At 34.9% G+C, this 16,673-nt stretch carries 9 protein-coding genes; 4 read left to right on the top strand and 5 right to left on the bottom strand.

Features of this window, described 5'->3' with window-relative positions:
- Positions 1-75: 75 nt before the first annotated feature.
- Both ICG50_RS05515 and ICG50_RS05520 read right to left on the bottom strand, forming a co-directional pair.
- Positions 76-2,526 (bottom strand): TonB-dependent receptor, encoded by a 2,451-nt coding sequence (locus ICG50_RS05515; protein ID WP_187659907.1) that lies wholly within the window; start codon positions 2,524-2,526, stop codon positions 76-78.
- Positions 2,527-2,694: 168 nt separating this feature from the next.
- The gene (locus ICG50_RS05520) at positions 2,695-7,308 is read right to left on the bottom strand and encodes a choice-of-anchor L domain-containing protein (protein ID WP_187659908.1); all 4,614 of its coding nucleotides are present in this window, start codon (positions 7,306-7,308) and stop codon (positions 2,695-2,697) included.
- A 209-nt stretch (positions 7,309-7,517) separates the two neighbouring features.
- Here ICG50_RS05520 and argS point away from each other — a divergent pair, with 209 nt between their 5' ends.
- Positions 7,518-9,296 (top strand): arginine--tRNA ligase, encoded by a 1,779-nt coding sequence (gene argS, locus ICG50_RS05525; RefSeq protein WP_187659909.1) that lies wholly within the window; start codon positions 7,518-7,520, stop codon positions 9,294-9,296.
- A gap of 36 nt (positions 9,297-9,332) precedes the next feature.
- On the opposite strand, the gene ICG50_RS05530 is transcribed toward argS, so the two are convergent.
- The 3 genes from ICG50_RS05530 to ICG50_RS05540 are packed head-to-tail and all read right to left on the bottom strand — an operon-like array spanning position 9,333 to position 13,323.
- Positions 9,333-11,855 carry a TonB-dependent receptor gene (locus ICG50_RS05530; protein WP_187659910.1) on the bottom strand — a complete coding sequence of 841 codons (2,523 nt, stop codon included), beginning with the start codon at positions 11,853-11,855 and terminating at the stop codon, positions 9,333-9,335.
- Positions 11,845-12,756 (bottom strand): FecR family protein, encoded by a 912-nt coding sequence (locus tag ICG50_RS05535; RefSeq protein WP_187659911.1) that lies wholly within the window; start codon positions 12,754-12,756, stop codon positions 11,845-11,847. The genes ICG50_RS05530 and ICG50_RS05535 overlap by 11 nt, the downstream gene beginning before the upstream one ends.
- 45 nt (positions 12,757-12,801) lie before the next feature.
- The gene (locus ICG50_RS05540; RefSeq protein ID WP_187659912.1) at positions 12,802-13,323 is read right to left on the bottom strand and encodes an RNA polymerase sigma factor; all 522 of its coding nucleotides are present in this window, start codon (positions 13,321-13,323) and stop codon (positions 12,802-12,804) included.
- Between the two features lie 106 nt (positions 13,324-13,429).
- Here ICG50_RS05540 and ICG50_RS05545 point away from each other — a divergent pair, with 106 nt between their 5' ends.
- The 3 genes from ICG50_RS05545 (at position 13,430) to ffh (ending at position 16,619) form a co-directional block, all read left to right on the top strand.
- On the top strand, positions 13,430-14,476 hold the full coding sequence (locus ICG50_RS05545) for a hypothetical protein (protein ID WP_187659913.1): 1,047 nt from the start codon (positions 13,430-13,432) through the stop codon (positions 14,474-14,476).
- Positions 14,477-14,685: 209 nt separating this feature from the next.
- Entirely contained in the window at positions 14,686-15,150 is a 465-nt protein-coding gene (locus ICG50_RS05550) for a hypothetical protein (protein WP_187659914.1), read from the top strand.
- Positions 15,151-15,281: 131 nt separating this feature from the next.
- The gene (ffh, locus tag ICG50_RS05555) at positions 15,282-16,619 is read left to right on the top strand and encodes a signal recognition particle protein (protein ID WP_187659915.1); all 1,338 of its coding nucleotides are present in this window, start codon (positions 15,282-15,284) and stop codon (positions 16,617-16,619) included.
- Positions 16,620-16,673: the final 54 nt, after the last annotated feature.

Consider the following 16,673-nt stretch of genomic DNA (forward strand, 5'->3'; position numbering starts at 1 on the left):
AATGCATTAAATAAAAAAAGCCAAACAATTTGTTTGGCTTTTTCATTAACAACTATTCAAATAATTTTGTGATAATTATAAAAGGCCACCACTACCTTGTGTTTCATTTTGATCTCTTTGTTTGCGCTGTAAAGCATTGTTTTTACCACCGCCAAACATGTAGTTAAAGCCTAAGTAGAAGGTTTGACTTTCCCAATAAAAGGCACCAACTTGACGATAAGGAATATTTCCGTCAAAACCAAAGTTCATGGTCTCGAAAACGTCATTTATTCTGGCTGTGATACTTCCTTTTCCTTTTAGTATGGTATATGTGGAACCAATATCCATTCTATACATTGGTTCTCTTTCAAATTGTAATCCTAAATCTCTTCCTCTGTACATGGCGAATAAATTGAATCGTAATTTTTTATTGGCAACAAAGTTATTATTCATTCGAGCGTTAAAGATAACTACATCAGCTTCTGCTCTTTCTTGTTCTTGGGTGTTGGCATTTTGAACGGTTCCTCTAACGGTTTTAAAATAAACATCGGTACTTGCATTTACTGACCACCAAGGCGCTAATTTTAAATTAGCAGAAACTTCGGTACCAAGAGCACTATTGTCATCAAAGTTGTCATAAGAAATAATATCCTGATTGTTATTGTCCGGGTTTTTGTAAATGATTCTGCCGATTTCATCATTGATTTGTCTGTAAAAAACTCCTGTAGTAACCGAACCAATTTTTGAAGTTCTGGTATAGTTTACTTCAAATGAATTCGTGAATTGTGGTTCCAAAGAAGGATTTCCTCTGGATTCAATTAAAGGGGTTGTCCATTCTCTAATTGGACTGATTTGGCCTATACTTGGTCGGTCAACACGTCTGGAATAGTTAAAATTAAAAGAGTCATTGTCACTGGCTTTGTAATTGAAAAACAAAGAAGGATAGACTGAGAAAATATCGTCTTTAATAGTGCTTTGATCATTAATATTTTCAGTTGGATTTGATGAGGTTACCACGTTTTCAAAATCACCGTCTATTTCATATTGCTCCAATCTAACACCGGCTTGGACACTCCATTTTTTCCATTGCTTTCCAAGGTTAGCATAAAACGAATGAATATTTCTGGTGAATTCAAAATAGGAATTCCCTTGTCTGTTATATGTTTCTGATGGTTCACTAATGGTTTCGTCAAAATCGTTCGTAATTTTTTGCAAACGAGTTTCAGCGCCAATTTCTAATTTTACCGTTTCTGATAACGGGTTTACATAATCCAAATTGATTTGCAAATAATCGGTATCGCGTTTGATATCATTATTGGTAAATCTTGTTGAAGTTGGATTGTTTTGAGTAAGTTCGAAATCAGTATCTTCCGGACTTTTGGTATTGGAAAAATTAGCTTGAAAATCTAAAGTTTCGCCTTTTTTAGTAAAATCATGTTTGTAGGCTAAATCATATGTTTGGGTATAATTTTCAGTATCTGAATCTGTTTTTTGCCCAGAATCTCTTAACAAGGCATTTTGAAAATCAGCACTGTTGAAACTAAGGCCACTACCATCAACAATATTTTGATTGGTGTAAAAGGAAAGAGTATTTTTTTCGTCGATGAAATAATCCATGCCCAATTTTATCAAATGTGAGGTATTTAAATTTGTACCACCAAATTCTTGTCTGTTTTCAAAAAGTGGTCGGAAACTATTAATGTAACCATTGTTTTCATTTTGACCATGATTGAATCCATAATTGGTGTAGAAGTTTACTTTTCCAACTTTATAATTAAGATTTAAAGCCGAATTTACTTTTGGTGTTATTCCAAAAGTAACTCCAGAGTTGATGCTTCCGTTAAATCCCTCTTGCGAGTTTTTGTGCAAAATGATATTAATGATTCCGCTCATGCCTTCCGGATTGTACTTGGCCGAAGGATTGGTAATCAATTCAATTTGTTTGATAGAAGAAGAAGGAATTTGTTGTAGTAATTGTGCTGCATCAATGTTAGAAGGTTTTCCGTCAATCAAAACTCTTACATTAGAATTCCCTCTTAAACTCAGTTCTTTGGTTTGAGGGTCAACACTAACGGTCGGAATATTGTTCATGATTTCAGAAGCTGTATTTCCGGAAGCGATTAAATCTTTACCTACATTAACTACTTTTCTATCTATTTTTTGTTCAATGGTTGAGCGTTCTTTGACAATCTCAACTCCGGCTAATTGCACCGCTTCCTCTTCAATAGCAATAGTAGTAAGCGCGATACTTTTGTTGTTTTCTGTTAAAGTAATTTCTTGGGTAACTTTTTTATAACCAATGAATTGAATCTCTACGGTGTATTTTTTTAAGGCCAAACCTTTAATGGAGAAACTACCGTTTTCTTGGGTAATTCCACCTGTGATAATTTTAGAATCTTCTAAAACAGATACATTCACATATGGTAGAGGTTGTTTGGTGTTTTTGTCTATAATTTTTCCCGAGATTACACCGCTGTTTGAAGAACTTTGAGCCATTAGCATAGAAAAGTTACTAACGACTAAAAGAAATAATAATTTAAATTTCATTTTGTTTAAATTGATGATTTAAGTTGAGAGAATGCTGTTTAAGCTAATTCTTAATCAGTTCTTAATTTGATTCAACCAAGTAGACTTGAAAAGCATTTTTTTGTTACAATAAAAACAAAAAAACTCTCAAATATTTTTGAGAGTTTTAATAATTATTTGGAATAAGGATTATCGTTTCATAGCAAAATGCGCCTTGAATTCTTGTTTGTTTTGATTTTCATCGGTATAAGAAACTACAAACCAATAATCATCCGATGGCATCATATTGCCATTGTAGGTTCCATCCCAACCATTTCCACTAGGTCTTATTTGTTTGATGGTTTTCCCATAGCGATCATAGATAGTAATGTTCGCGCCTGGTTGATTTGATAAATTAGAGATATTCCAAGTGTCATTATATCCATCACTATTTGGGGTGAAATATTTTGGATAGTTGATTACAATGGCTTGTATCGTAGTTGAACCACAACCATATTTATCTCTAACGGTTATTGTATGAACACCAGACAAAACATTTTCAAAAACCGGACTGTCTTGGAATGGACCATTATCCAGTTGGTATTCAAAATTATTTCCTTGACCGGTGGCTACAACTGTAATGTATTGTGAATCGGAAAAATCTTCTGTGACTGTATAGGTAACAACTGCCGGTTCAGAGGCAATAACATTAACATTTACCGGAACTGAGCTACATCCTGTTGCAGTACGAGTGGCAATTAAGGTATAAGCACCTGGTAATAAAGCAGTATAATTACTACTGGTACCAACAGTTTGCCCTTGTTCATTTGTCCAAATAAAAGTGTGTGTAGCAGTACTTAAACCACTAAAAATGGTGTATGAATTTAAAAGCGTTTGAGTTTCACTGTCAAAACAAATAACACCATCAAGCGGAGTTGGCTCAGGTAAAGTATTTACGATAATTGTTATTGGTTTGATATCAAAACAACTTGTTGCTAAAGTATTGCTAACTCTAACATAAACAGTTGAAAGAGTTGTTGTTGCAATAGCATTAGATTGATTTGAAGCATCTGCTAGCGTGGCATAGTAGGCAACAGTAAATTCGCTTCCTGTTTGGGTTCCTAAAATGGTAGTTGATAAACTTGTTAAGTCAAATGATGTAGCGCCATCATTTGTACCGTCTACATCACAAACTGTTCTCAAAGCAACAGGAACTGGATTAGCAATTGGAGTGTCTATGATAGTTACCGTGAACGAACTTTCATCTGAACAGCCTGAATTAAATGGCGAGACAGCAAAAATATAAATAGTTTGTGAAGTTGAAAATGAAGATCCAGCAGTCAAAAGCGTTCCGGTACCGTTAGGTCCTGTATAATAGTTTCCATTTGTTAGTGTTGGTAAAGTATAGCTTTCGCATATGGTTACATTTGGTAAATCATTAACATTGAAAATTGTAACATTAAAACTAGTCTGGCTGGTACAGTCCGGCGAGGTATTTGTATTCGCATAAACATATAAAGTTTGTGTTGAAGTTAATACAGTTCCGGCATTTAATTGTGTTCCTGTAGCATTCGGACCTGTGTAATAGTTTCCAACGGTTAAGGTTTGTAACGTGTATGAATTACATGCAAATATATTAGCTATCGAAGGAATAACAGGAGTATTATTGATAGTAACCACAAATGAAGTTTCATCGATACATGAAAAAGAAGTTCTGATTTCAGATTCTTTATAAATATAGATGGTTTGAGTAGTAGTAATCACAGCACCCGGTAAAAGTTCAGAGCCGGTTCCGTTTGGACCACCTGATTGTGTATAATATTTATTATGGATTGACAATGATGGCAAAGTGAAGCTATCACACGCCGTTACATCAGCAATTACATCGGCAGAAGTAGAGAAGATATTAATTTGAAAACTATTTTCCGCACTACATGCAGGGGTAGTATCCGAGATAGCATAAATATAAATCCTTTGAGAAGTTGTTATAACTGTTCCTCCAGGAATCATGGTTCCTGTTCCATTCGGACCGGTAAAATAATTACCCACTTGTAATGGTGTTAAAACATATTGATCACAAATATCAATATCAGATCTTGAACTAATAGCCGGAGGTGGATTAATAGTAACTGTAAAACTCGATTGGTTAAAACAAGTACTGTCTAATCTTTTAAAAATATAGACTGTTTGTGTTGAAATAATTACATCACCCGGAAACAATAACGTACCTGTACCGCCTGTTTCAGTATAGTATTCTCCATTGGTTAATGTTGGAAGCGTATAACTTTCGCAAACGGTTACATCGCTTAAAGTATCGATTTCAGGTTGGGCTATACTTAAAGTAAAGAATAAATTATCCGTACAATTTGGGCCTCCGCTTGTAGTTGGCGCATAAATATAAATAGTGGTACTTGAATTGATTACAGTACCGCTTGCAATTTGTTGTCCGGTACCATTTGGTCCGGTAAAATAATTTCCAACAGACAATTGTGGTAGCGTAAAACCATTACACTGTGTGATGTTTTGAGGGGCGATTAAACCAATCACTACTTCAAAACTATCTTCATCACTACATGGTGTTGTGCCTGTGGTTGTGGCAAATACATAAATAGTTTGGCTAGTTGTAATTTGTGTTCCTGCTACAAGTTGTGTTCCAGTTCCGTTAGGTCCTGTAAAATAATTTCCTAAGGATAAGGTAGGTAAAGTATAAGATGAGCATTCAAACACATTGGTTCTTTCTCCAACTTCAATGGTTGGCAGTATAGTAACTGTAAAGCTCGAATCCACAATACAAATTGGAGGAGTTTCAGTTATAAAATAATAGTATACTGTTTGAGATGAATGGATAACTGTACCGGCAGGAATTTCTGTTCCACTTGCTCCGGGACCTGTATAATACTTGCCATAGTCTAGTGATGGTAGAGTATAGCTACCACAATTTGTTACGTCAGGAGGTGTTAGTGATGGTAAATCGATAATAGTTACTACAAAAGAACTATTAGCTGCACAAGTAGACCCTGTAGGTTGGTTGTAAATGTAAAGTGTTGTTGTCACAGTTATTACATCGCCAGCATTTAACATGGTTCCACCACCATTTGTTTCTGTATAATAGTTGCCATTCACTAATGGTAGTAAAGTGTAACTTGAACAAACCACAACATCAAGTAATTCGTCAACCATTGGAGTTGGGTTTACAATTAAATTAAAACTAGTTATACTGAAGCAATCAGGATCTTGTGTGTTGAAAATTCTAACATAAATAGTTTGACCTGAAGACAAAAAATTACTTGAATTAGCAGTTGAAATTGGATTAGTACCATTTGTAGCATTAAGCAATGACGTATAATATCTTATAGTGTATATACCACTCGATTGACCATTTAATACAGTTGGATTTTGTGATACTAAATCAAAATAGGCATCATTCTGAGTTTGTGACCTGGCACACATCGTCAAATCTTGTGGTTGTGTTGCCGTTGGAGGAGGAGCAATTAATAGCGTAAATGATTTAACTCTAAAACACCCGTTTGGTAATTGAATTCTAACAAATATGGTTTGGTTAGGGGAACTATTATATTGTAGAGATAAAGGATTAATATTATTGTCGGCATCATTTTGAGAAATATGATATGTTACAATAGTTAACGGATCTAACCCTACTTTTACTCTACTAGTATTTAAATCAAGATTATAAGTGTAAGTTGTTGCTCCGGTATCACATCTGTATAATGCTCTTGGATTTGGGGATATTATTTCCGGAAGGTATTCTACATTTATTGTGTCTGAAATCGGTTGGCAAAAATTATTATTATTGGTATACGTAACTGTATATGTTCCGGTTTGGTTGACCACTAAAGATGGCAATGTTTCACCAGCTAATAAAACGCCATTTCTTTCCCAAACAAAAGTATAGTCAGCAGCGTTTAAACCCGTGTCTAATGTGTGTGTAGTTCCAAAACATAAAGCGGTATTTGCAGATGATGTTAAATCTAAACCTAAAACATCTTGACCAATATTAAAACTCTCCGATGACATGAATATAGCAGAATCTGATTGCGGATCTAATCTGTCTGCGATAACCAATTTAATGTGATAGGGAACACCTGGTGTTAAAACTGAAGCAGCAGTCAATACTGTAGTTTGACCATTAAAATTAGTGGCAGAGCCTAGTGCACCTGAACCACCATTAAAACTACCAAAATATTGTGAGTTAGCTGAGGGACAAGATGAATTAAATAAAAAATCTCTAATAGTCACAATGGAAATTGGATCATTTGTATTTGGTACTACAGCCAAATTGGTCGTGATACCTGTATTCATATTGGTCAATAAAAATGCAAAAGCATCCGAATATTGACATTGAAAATTTCCGTACTCTTCTGAAGCAAATATAAAATCAAAACTAAAATTAGGTGAGATAGGTGTAAAATCAAACTCTAATATGGTTGCATTTTTAGACACCATTGGGATGCCTGCAGCTGCTAATGCTGCTTCTAGGTTTGCATCGCCAGGCCAAATTGCAGACCCATCATTTAATGATGAAGTGTTCGGACCAGGTGCATTTAAAGCATTTCCAGTACTTAAAACGACACCACTTTGCATCGGGAAATTTGGATTCGTATTTTGAAAGAATCCGATTCCATTGGAGGAACCAAAATTCGTTCCTGTGCTCCAAGTAATATTAGTAGCTGATACACATGGTGAATTGATTAAAACATTGTTAACCAATTGTGGTACCGTATAACTTGTTGTACTTACGGTTACAGGTTGTGATAAACCTATGGCAGACGTTAAGAATGTGATAAATAGTAATAACTTTTTCATGATTTGGGATTTTGACAAAGCAAATATGTATTAAAACATCGTTAAAACGCAAAAAAAGTCGATGAAATGCATAATAATTAATTAATAATAAGTATTAAACTTACAAAATTATTATTTCAGCATAGAAAATATTACTTTTTATATTCCAAAATCAATTCCTAAAAATTTATTTTCTAATGATTATCTTTGCCAACCAAAAAGAAATCACAATGAAACTTTCACAAATTTTAACCCATCACATTCAAGTGGCCATCCAGGAATTATTCAATGTTAAAATTGATAGAGTTGAGTTTCAATTGACCCGCAAAGATTTTGAAGGTGATATTACTATGGTGATTTTTCCGCTATTGAAAGTGATCAAAGGAAATCCTATTGAAATCGGGACCAAAATCGGAGACTATCTGGTAGCCAATTCTAAAGACGTTGTACGTTATAATGTCGTTTCCGGATTTTTGAATTTTGTGGTTTCTGATGCGTATTATTTAAATTTCTTTAGTCAAATTAAGAATAGCGAAAATTTCGGATGGGTTTCGGCTTCGCCAAATGATAAGGCAGTAATGGTCGAATATTCTTCGCCAAACACTAATAAACCATTGCATTTAGGGCACGTTCGTAACAATCTTTTGGGCTATTCGGTAGCCGAAATAATCAAAGCCTCAGGCAAAAAAGTATACAAAACCCAAATCATTAACGATAGAGGAATCCACATCTGTAAATCGATGCTGGCCTGGCAAAAATTTGGTGAAGGTCAAACTCCCGAATCAGGTAATTTAAAAGGCGATAAACTAGTAGGCAATTTCTATGTAAAATTTGACCAAGAGTATAAAATCCAAATCAATGAGTTAATCGCGCAAGGTAAAACCGAAGAAGAAGCTAAAAAACAAGCGCCAATTATTTTGGAAGCACAGCAAATGCTCTTAGACTGGGAAGCCGGAAAACCCGAAGTGATTGAATTATGGAAAAAAATGAACCAATGGGTTTACGATGGTTTTGCCCAAACCTATAAAAATTTAGGAGTTGATTTCGATAGCTATTATTACGAAAGCAACACTTACTTATTAGGAAAAGAAGTAGTTCAATTCGGTTTAGAAAAAGGCATTTTCGAAAAAGATCCCGATGGGTCGGTATGGATTGACCTAACCGAGGATGGCCTAGACAGAAAAATTGTGTTGCGTTCTGATGGTACCGCTGTTTATATGACACAAGATATCGGTACGGCAATCCAACGGGTAAAAGATTTCCCGGATGTCGGTGGAATGGTTTATACCGTTGGAAACGAACAAGATTATCACTTCAAAGTGTTGTTTTTAATTCTTAAAAAATTAGGTTTTGATTGGGCGGAAAGCTTATTCCACTTGTCTTACGGTATGGTCGAATTGCCTTCAGGGAAAATGAAATCTCGTGAAGGAACCGTTGTCGATGCCGACGATTTAATGGAAGAAATGACCGAAACTGCCGGTAGAATTTCAACTGAATTGGGAAAATTAGAAGGCTATTCAACCGAAGAAAAAGCCAAATTATTCAAAACAATCGGTCTAGGTGCATTGAAATATTACATTCTGAAAGTGGATCCCAAAAAGCAAATCCTTTTCAACCCTGAAGAATCTGTTGACTTTGCCGGAAATACCGGTCCGTTTATTCAATATACTTACGCGCGAATCCAATCCATTTTACGCAAAGCGAATTTCGACTTAAATGGAACTACAAGTGCCGTTGAACTTCACGATAAAGAAAAAGAACTATTAAAACAACTAGAACTTTTTCCGGAAATAATTCAAAATGCCGCTAACAATCACAGCCCGGCTTTGGTAGCCAATTATACGTATGAATTGGTAAAAGAATACAACTCGTTTTACCAATCAGTATCGATTTTAGGTGAAGAAGATATGAATAAGAAAACGTTTAGAGTACAACTTTCTAAAAAGGTTGGCGAAACTATAAAAGCAGCATTTAAACTACTGGGAATAGATGTTCCGGAAAGAATGTAAAAAGTCAAGGTTGGAATTTTCCAGCCTTTTTTATTGCTAAAAACTGAGTTTTATATTAAAGTTGGGCGTCATTTCAAGCGAATAAGTATCTATACTCTCTACCGAATTGTCGGTGGTATTTACCCTGTAAAACCGATTCAAACTGTTTTGGGTATTCAATAAATTCAGAATAGATGCAGCAGTTTGCAAGGTTACTTTCGAACCCAATTTCCATTCTTTTGAGGCTGAAAAATTAACTTGAAAATAATCCTCGAGTTTCGAATTATTTGGCGAATTGTAAATAATATTAGGATTGGTTTCGGTCACTGTAAAAGAAGCGGGTGTTGTAACAGGTCTGCCGGTATGCCATTTGGCTCCTAAAGCCAGCTTTAATTTTCGCCATTCATAAATTCCGGCCCAAGAAACGGCATGGGTAATTTCATAATTGTTGGGAAAAGAAGTGTTTAAAAAGGCATCAAAATTATATTGATTGTCGTTAAAGCTGTAACTCAACCAAGTGTAAAACCGATTAAAAGATTTTTGAATCAAAAATTCCGAACCGATTACTTGATAATCACCGGTGGTTTTTTCTAATTCAAATTGGTTTTGAAAACCCTGACTACTACTGGTAATACCAGTAACTTTTTTATAGAAATTGTCTAGAGTCAACAACCAATTGTTCTTTTTAAAACTAAAACCCAACGAAACCTGATTGCTTTTTTGAATAGGTATGCTTGCATTATTAGCCAATGTCCATCTACGTTTCTCAACTCCTAAAAAGTCTTGCTGTAAATCGATTATTTGGGATAGTGTTTGGCTTTTTTGTTCTCCCAAAACCTCCATTCTTAAATGGGAACCCAAAGCTTGGTTGAATTGAATTCTGGGTTCTAAAAGAAAGAAACCAAATTTGTCAAAGTAATTACCACGCAAACCGGCTTTGAGAAAAGTCTCTTTACTTTCGGTTTCCAATACACCTTCTACAATACCAACATGTGTCATTAAAACATTGGTAATGGTTCTGGAGAAAAACGGCAGATTGATTTCATCAAAATTGGTCACACCCGTTTCATTAAATTGGTAACCGGAATTAAAAGTAATTTGATTAGTAATGGAACTCGAATGTCTAACTTGGAATCCGATGTCGAGTACTTGGTTTTTTTGGTCTAAAATCTGATTGCTCTCCAAAGTTTCATTAGAAGAATTCAAATCATAACCCGAAAAATAACCTTTAAATTCGGTATTGTTTCTATTATTCCATGTGGTTTTCCATTGTATGGTGGTGCCAAAATTCTCCTGTTCCAAAGCACTGTTCTTGTTTAAATTATCAATGGACTGATTAAATTGTAGCGTATTTTCAATGGCAATTACATCAATATTCAACTCGTTTTTGCTACCGATTTTTTGTTGAAACTGCGCCGTAATGTCATAAAAATAAAAGTCAACATCGCTTTTATAATTTACAATTTCATTCGAATTTAAATCGGTGATAATCGTATTTTGAAAAATTCGGTCACTGTAGTTTTTGTACGTTGGAGAGGCAAAAAAATCGGTTAATGAACGTCGCGCAGACAAGGTCAAATTAGCGTTTTCTGATACTTTTAATTTGGTATAAAACTCAGCGCTGATGAGGTTTGTGCTAAAACTGCTATTCGTTGCTTCTACAGTATTGGTTCTGGATGAAATATCGACTAAACTCGATACACTTTCCCCAAAAAACGCCGAACTTCCGTTTTTAGTAATTGATATGGTTTGGGCTAATGATGGATTAAAAGCCGAAATCAAACCAAAAAAGTGTCCGGTTTGAAACATTCGAATGCCATTCCAAAGAAACAAGTTTTGGTCATGTGTACCACCACGAACGTTGATATTGGAGATTGTTTCATCTATACTGATGATACCCGGAACTTGTTGCATGGTTTGTAATACATCGGGTTCGATTAAACCGGGTAAAATACCGAATTTTTTGGGTTTTACTTCTATTGAACCATCATTTTTTTTGCTGATTCCCGTGGCCAAATACCTTTGAGTAACCACTTCTTCTAAAACCTGAAGTATAGGTTTTAATTTGAATTTCGGACAATTCGGTACATTTAAATCTTCGGGATTGATACTAAATGATTCGTACCCCTGATGTTCAATCCGAATGAAATCGGAAGAAATTTTTGGAATCTCAAAATGACCTTCAGTATCAGTATAGGTGACAAAGTTTGTTTTTTCTATTCTTATGGTAGCATTTTCAATTCCTTTACCGGTTTCTATATCCAGCAAAAAACCACAGAGTGGTTTGTCTACATTTTGGTCGTTATAAATGGTAAAATATTTTTGGTTGATTTCCTTAAATTGAAGTTTTGTTTCCTTCTTTATATAGTCAATTTTTTGTTCCAATGACCATTTCTTTTCCGGTGCCACTATGGCATAAATAATGATTTCATCTTCTATGTAACTGAATCTTATGTCATGTTGCTTGCTGATGATGTTCAAAATATTTTTCAATGGAATTTCATTCCTGTCTTTTTGGGCCATACCCAATAAAGAGAAGAGACTAATGAACAGTAAAAAAACCAATCTGTTATTGAGCATCCAGATTTTCTAAGATGAATTCGTTTTTACTCACTTTAGTAGGTTTTAAATGATAGGTTGTGGACAATATCTGTAACGCAATCTCTAAATTTTCTGAAGGAATTGTTCCTGTGAATAATTGTGAATTGTCTTTTGATTTCAGGGTCAAAGTTACGTTAAAATGACGCTCAAATTCACTTAGAATTGATTTTAAATCTTCTTGATAGAAAACCATTTCATTATTTAACCATTCCGGACTTTGCGCTAAGTGTTCCGGCATCGCAATGGATTTGCCGTCTTCAAAAGCAACGCTCATGCCTTTGGTAATGATGGTTTCGTTATCGCCATAAGTTACTTTGACTTTACCTTCATAACAAGTTACGTCAAATCGGTTATCGCGTTGTTTTACATTGAATTGTGTTCCGAGAACGGTTACTTTTCCAAGTGAAGTGTTGACTTCAAATTTTTGACCTTTAGCAACTTTAAAATAGGCTTCACCATTAAGTTTCAGCGCTCGATTGTTACTCCAATTCCATTTTTTATACTCAATTTCGGAACCCGAATTTAATACTACTTCTGAATTATCAGGCAAAGTAAAGGAGTTTAATGTGCCATTTTCAGCATACACTGTTGAGGAGGAAAAGTTTTGGAAGCCCAAAAATAATCCCAAACCAATAACCAATACGGCCGCAATTTTGAAAAACCAATTTTGGGCTAATGAAATTGTTTTAATTTCTTTCTTCGGAGAAGCCAAAATGGTTGCCAAAGTTTTATCTTCATCAAAAGACGGCGCTTGTAATGATGCGGAGTGTTTTTTGATGTTTTCATAAATGACAAAGTCAGGCTCTGCTTGGAAAGCTGCCAGTTCTTCACCGGTCATTTCACCGGAAAGCCACTTCGCTAATTTGTAATTTTCTTCCATAATCTATTGCATTTCAATACTGAAACAGATTTACTTTATTTTACCCTACTTAAAATGATCAAACTCTTTTCGCAATTCTAACAAAGCCAAATGAATCCGTTTTTCAACCGCTTTTACTGAAATCTCTAATTCAGCAGCAATTTCTGCATATTTTTTTCCGTCAATTCGATGCATTAAAAAAGCAACACGTTGCGTTTCGTTAAGCTTTTCAATAGCCGTTAATAGTTTGGTTTTGAACTCGTCTTCTTCTAATATAAAATCCGGACTTTCGTTAGTTCGATCTTTATTTGGAGAACTTTTAGCATAATTTAGAACTACTTTCTGGTGAGCAATCACATTTAAAGAAGCATTGTTCGCTATAGTATAAATATAAGATTTGGCTTTTTCGATAGGAACATCAGCACAGTTTTGCCACAATTTGATAAAAGCTTCTTGGGTAACATCTTCGGCTTGGTCTTCGTTGCCAAATTTGTAATAAAGAAAATTTCGTAACGCTTTGGCATGGCTGTTAAAAAAGCCGGAAAAAATGGTTTCTTTGCAAATACCTGATAACTCCTCTTTTGACATACAATTTTGTGGCTTAGTCTTTTGGTAAAAATAATTATTTTTTTCAATTAAAGTAGGGTAATTTTACCAATGATTGTTTTAACTTCAAATCAAATATTATACTCTTATGAAAATGCTGCGATACTTAATTTTTGGCTTTATAATTTTTTTCTCTGGCAGTTGCCAAAATGAAGAAGAGACTATAATTCAAGACAACACTGAAAGTTTTGTGTTGGGTTCACCTATAGCAGATTTGTTATCACGAACTACCCAAAACCCAACCGCTTTAGACAATATATTAGACAATTCAAGTTGTTTCAGTGTTCAATTGCCGGTTACAGTTATTGTAAACGGTCAGCAAATAACAGTAACTGACCAAGCGGATTATCAAACTGTTCAGGATGCAATAGAGGAATTTTCAGATGATGATGATTTGGTCAATTTTGTTTATCCGATAACAATACGTTATCAAAATTTTCAAACCCAAGTGCTACAAGATGCAGATGATTTAGACGATGTTTTAGATAACTGTGGCGATGATGATGGTTTTGATGAAATTGATTGCATTACATTGGTTTACCCAATCACTCTCAATATCTATGATAGTAATAATCAGTTAGCTAATACCGTAACTATTACAAGCAATAGCAACCTTTTTAATTTTTTGAGCAACTTAGGAAGCAATGTTTTTGTAGCTATCAATTATCCTATTTCCGCGGTGAATTCTAATGGACAAACAATCGTTATTAATTCAAATAATGAGTTAGAAAATTTTATAGACGATTCCATAGATGATTGTGACGATGATAATTCAGGCGGTAGCGGCGGATCAGGAAATACAGCATTTATAAGCGTCTTGACTTCAGGAACTTGGTATATTTCCTATTATTATGAAGACGATGATAATGAAACAGATGATTTTACCGGTTATACTTTTACTTTCAATAGCAACGGAACATCCATAGCTTTGAATGGTGGGATAACTACTAATGGAACTTGGAGCACTTTTGTAGACAGTGGACAAAATAAATTAGACCTTATTTTTAACGGAACTGATTTAGATGAAATTGAAGATGACTGGAGAATAATTGAGTTTTCTAATACACAAATCCGACTCAAAGATGTTAGTGGTGGTGATGGTAGTACGGATTATTTAACGTTTACTAAAAATTAAAAAAGTATTGTTTATGAAGTTTTGGCATCAAAAATTTATGGAAACTGAATTGGATGTAAAAAGCAATTACAAGCCTTTTAGCAGCAACGACAAAAGTAAAATGACCTATTGGGTTCACCAATTTTCAATATGGATTTCGATTTTTTTTATACTAATCTTAATAGTCAATTTTTTAAAAAATAATAGTAACCTAACCAATATTTAAAACAATGAAAAAATTAATTTTAATCCCAGCCCTTTTTTGCCTTTTTATGTTAAATGTGGCATCCATGTGCAGTTCTGACGATGATAGTTCTTCTTCTTCACAAGATCCAACGCCGGTTATCAATACCGCAACGAATGGAACTTGGAGAGTTACCAGTTATGTAGATTCAGGCAATGATGAAACCAATCATTTTACCGGCTACAATTTTACTTTTGCCAGTGGTAATGTTTTAAACGCTACCAATGGAACTAATGCATACACCGGAACTTGGTCGGTTACCTCTGATGACAGTAATGATGATAGTCCAAGTAGCGATTTAGATTTTAATATAGCATTTGCTTCACCGGCTAATTTCGCAGACCTAACTGACGATTGGGATATAGTTTCCTATACTGCTACCACAATTTCTTTAATTGATGTAAGTGGAGGAAATGGCGGAACCGATACTTTGGTATTTACCAAGAATTAAGTTTGATTCTAAAAATTGAAATTGATAGTAAACCATCCTTGTAATAAGGATGGTTTTTTTTATATGTTCAATCATAGAAGTTCTAAATCAAATCCTTAAATTTGCACTTCATTAAAACAAAGCATACCATTATGTTCAATAATTTAAGTGATAAACTAGATAAAGCATTACATATCCTAAAAGGACATGGAAAAATCACCGAAGTCAATGTAGCCGAAACTTTAAAAGAAGTTCGTCGTGCTTTACTTGATGCCGACGTTAATTTTAAAATTGCCAAAGATTTTACCACAAGAGTTAAAGACAAAGCCATCGGTGAAAATGTATTAACGACTTTACAACCGGGACAATTGATGGTTAAAATCGTTAAAGACGAATTGACCGAATTAATGGGAGGCGAAGCCACAGGAATTAACTTGTCCGGAACACCATCAATTATATTGATGTCTGGTTTACAAGGTTCTGGTAAAACTACATTCTCCGGAAAGTTGGCTAATTATTTAAAAACAAAAAAGAATAAAAAACCATTATTGGTAGCTTGTGATATTTATCGTCCTGCGGCGATTAATCAGTTGCACGTGGTTGGTGATCAAATTGGCGTTGAAGTCTATTCTGAGCCTGAAAATAAAAATGCGGTCGCTATTGCGCAAAATGCAATTCAATATGCTAAATCAAATGGCTTTAATGTTGTCATTGTGGATACCGCAGGACGTTTGGCTATCGACGAGGAAATGATGAACGAAATTGCCAATGTGCATGCCGCTATAAAGCCTCAAGAAACTTTGTTCGTAGTCGATTCGATGACCGGACAAGATGCCGTGAATACCGCAAAAGCTTTCAATGACCGATTAAATTTTGACGGGGTAATTTTAACCAAATTAGACGGTGATACTCGTGGTGGAGCGGCGATTTCGATTAAATCGGTAGTAGATAAACCCATCAAATTCATCGGAACCGGAGAAAAAATGGAAGCCATTGATGTATTCTATCCTTCGCGTATGGCGGAAAGAATTCTCGGAATGGGTGACGTGGTTTCCTTAGTGGAAAGAGCACAAGAACAATACGATGAAGAAGAAGCGAGAAAACTCCAAAAGAAAATCGCCAAAAACGAATTCGGTTTCGATGATTTCTTAGTCCAAATCCAACAAGTGAAAAAAATGGGTAACATGAAAGACTTAGTCGGAATGATTCCCGGTGCCGGAAAAGCATTGAAAGATGTAGAAATTGAAGACGATGCTTTCAAACATATTGAAGCAATTATTCACTCGATGACGCCTTTGGAAAGAACCAAACCGGCAGTTATTGACATGAAAAGAAAAACCAGAATCGCCAAAGGTTCCGGAACCAAAATAGAGCAAGTAAACCAATTGCTAAAACAATTCGACCAAATGAGCAAAATGATGAAGATGATGCAAGGTGGCGGAGGTAAAAATTTAATGCGCATGATGGGCGGCATGAAAGGAATGAGATAATGTTGAGACGCGATTTATCGCGTCTTATTTTTTTATAATAACACAACAAATTAA

The sequence above is a fragment of the Flavobacterium buctense genome (assembly GCF_014486695.1).
Classification (GTDB): Bacteria; Bacteroidota; Bacteroidia; order Flavobacteriales; family Flavobacteriaceae; genus Flavobacterium; species Flavobacterium buctense.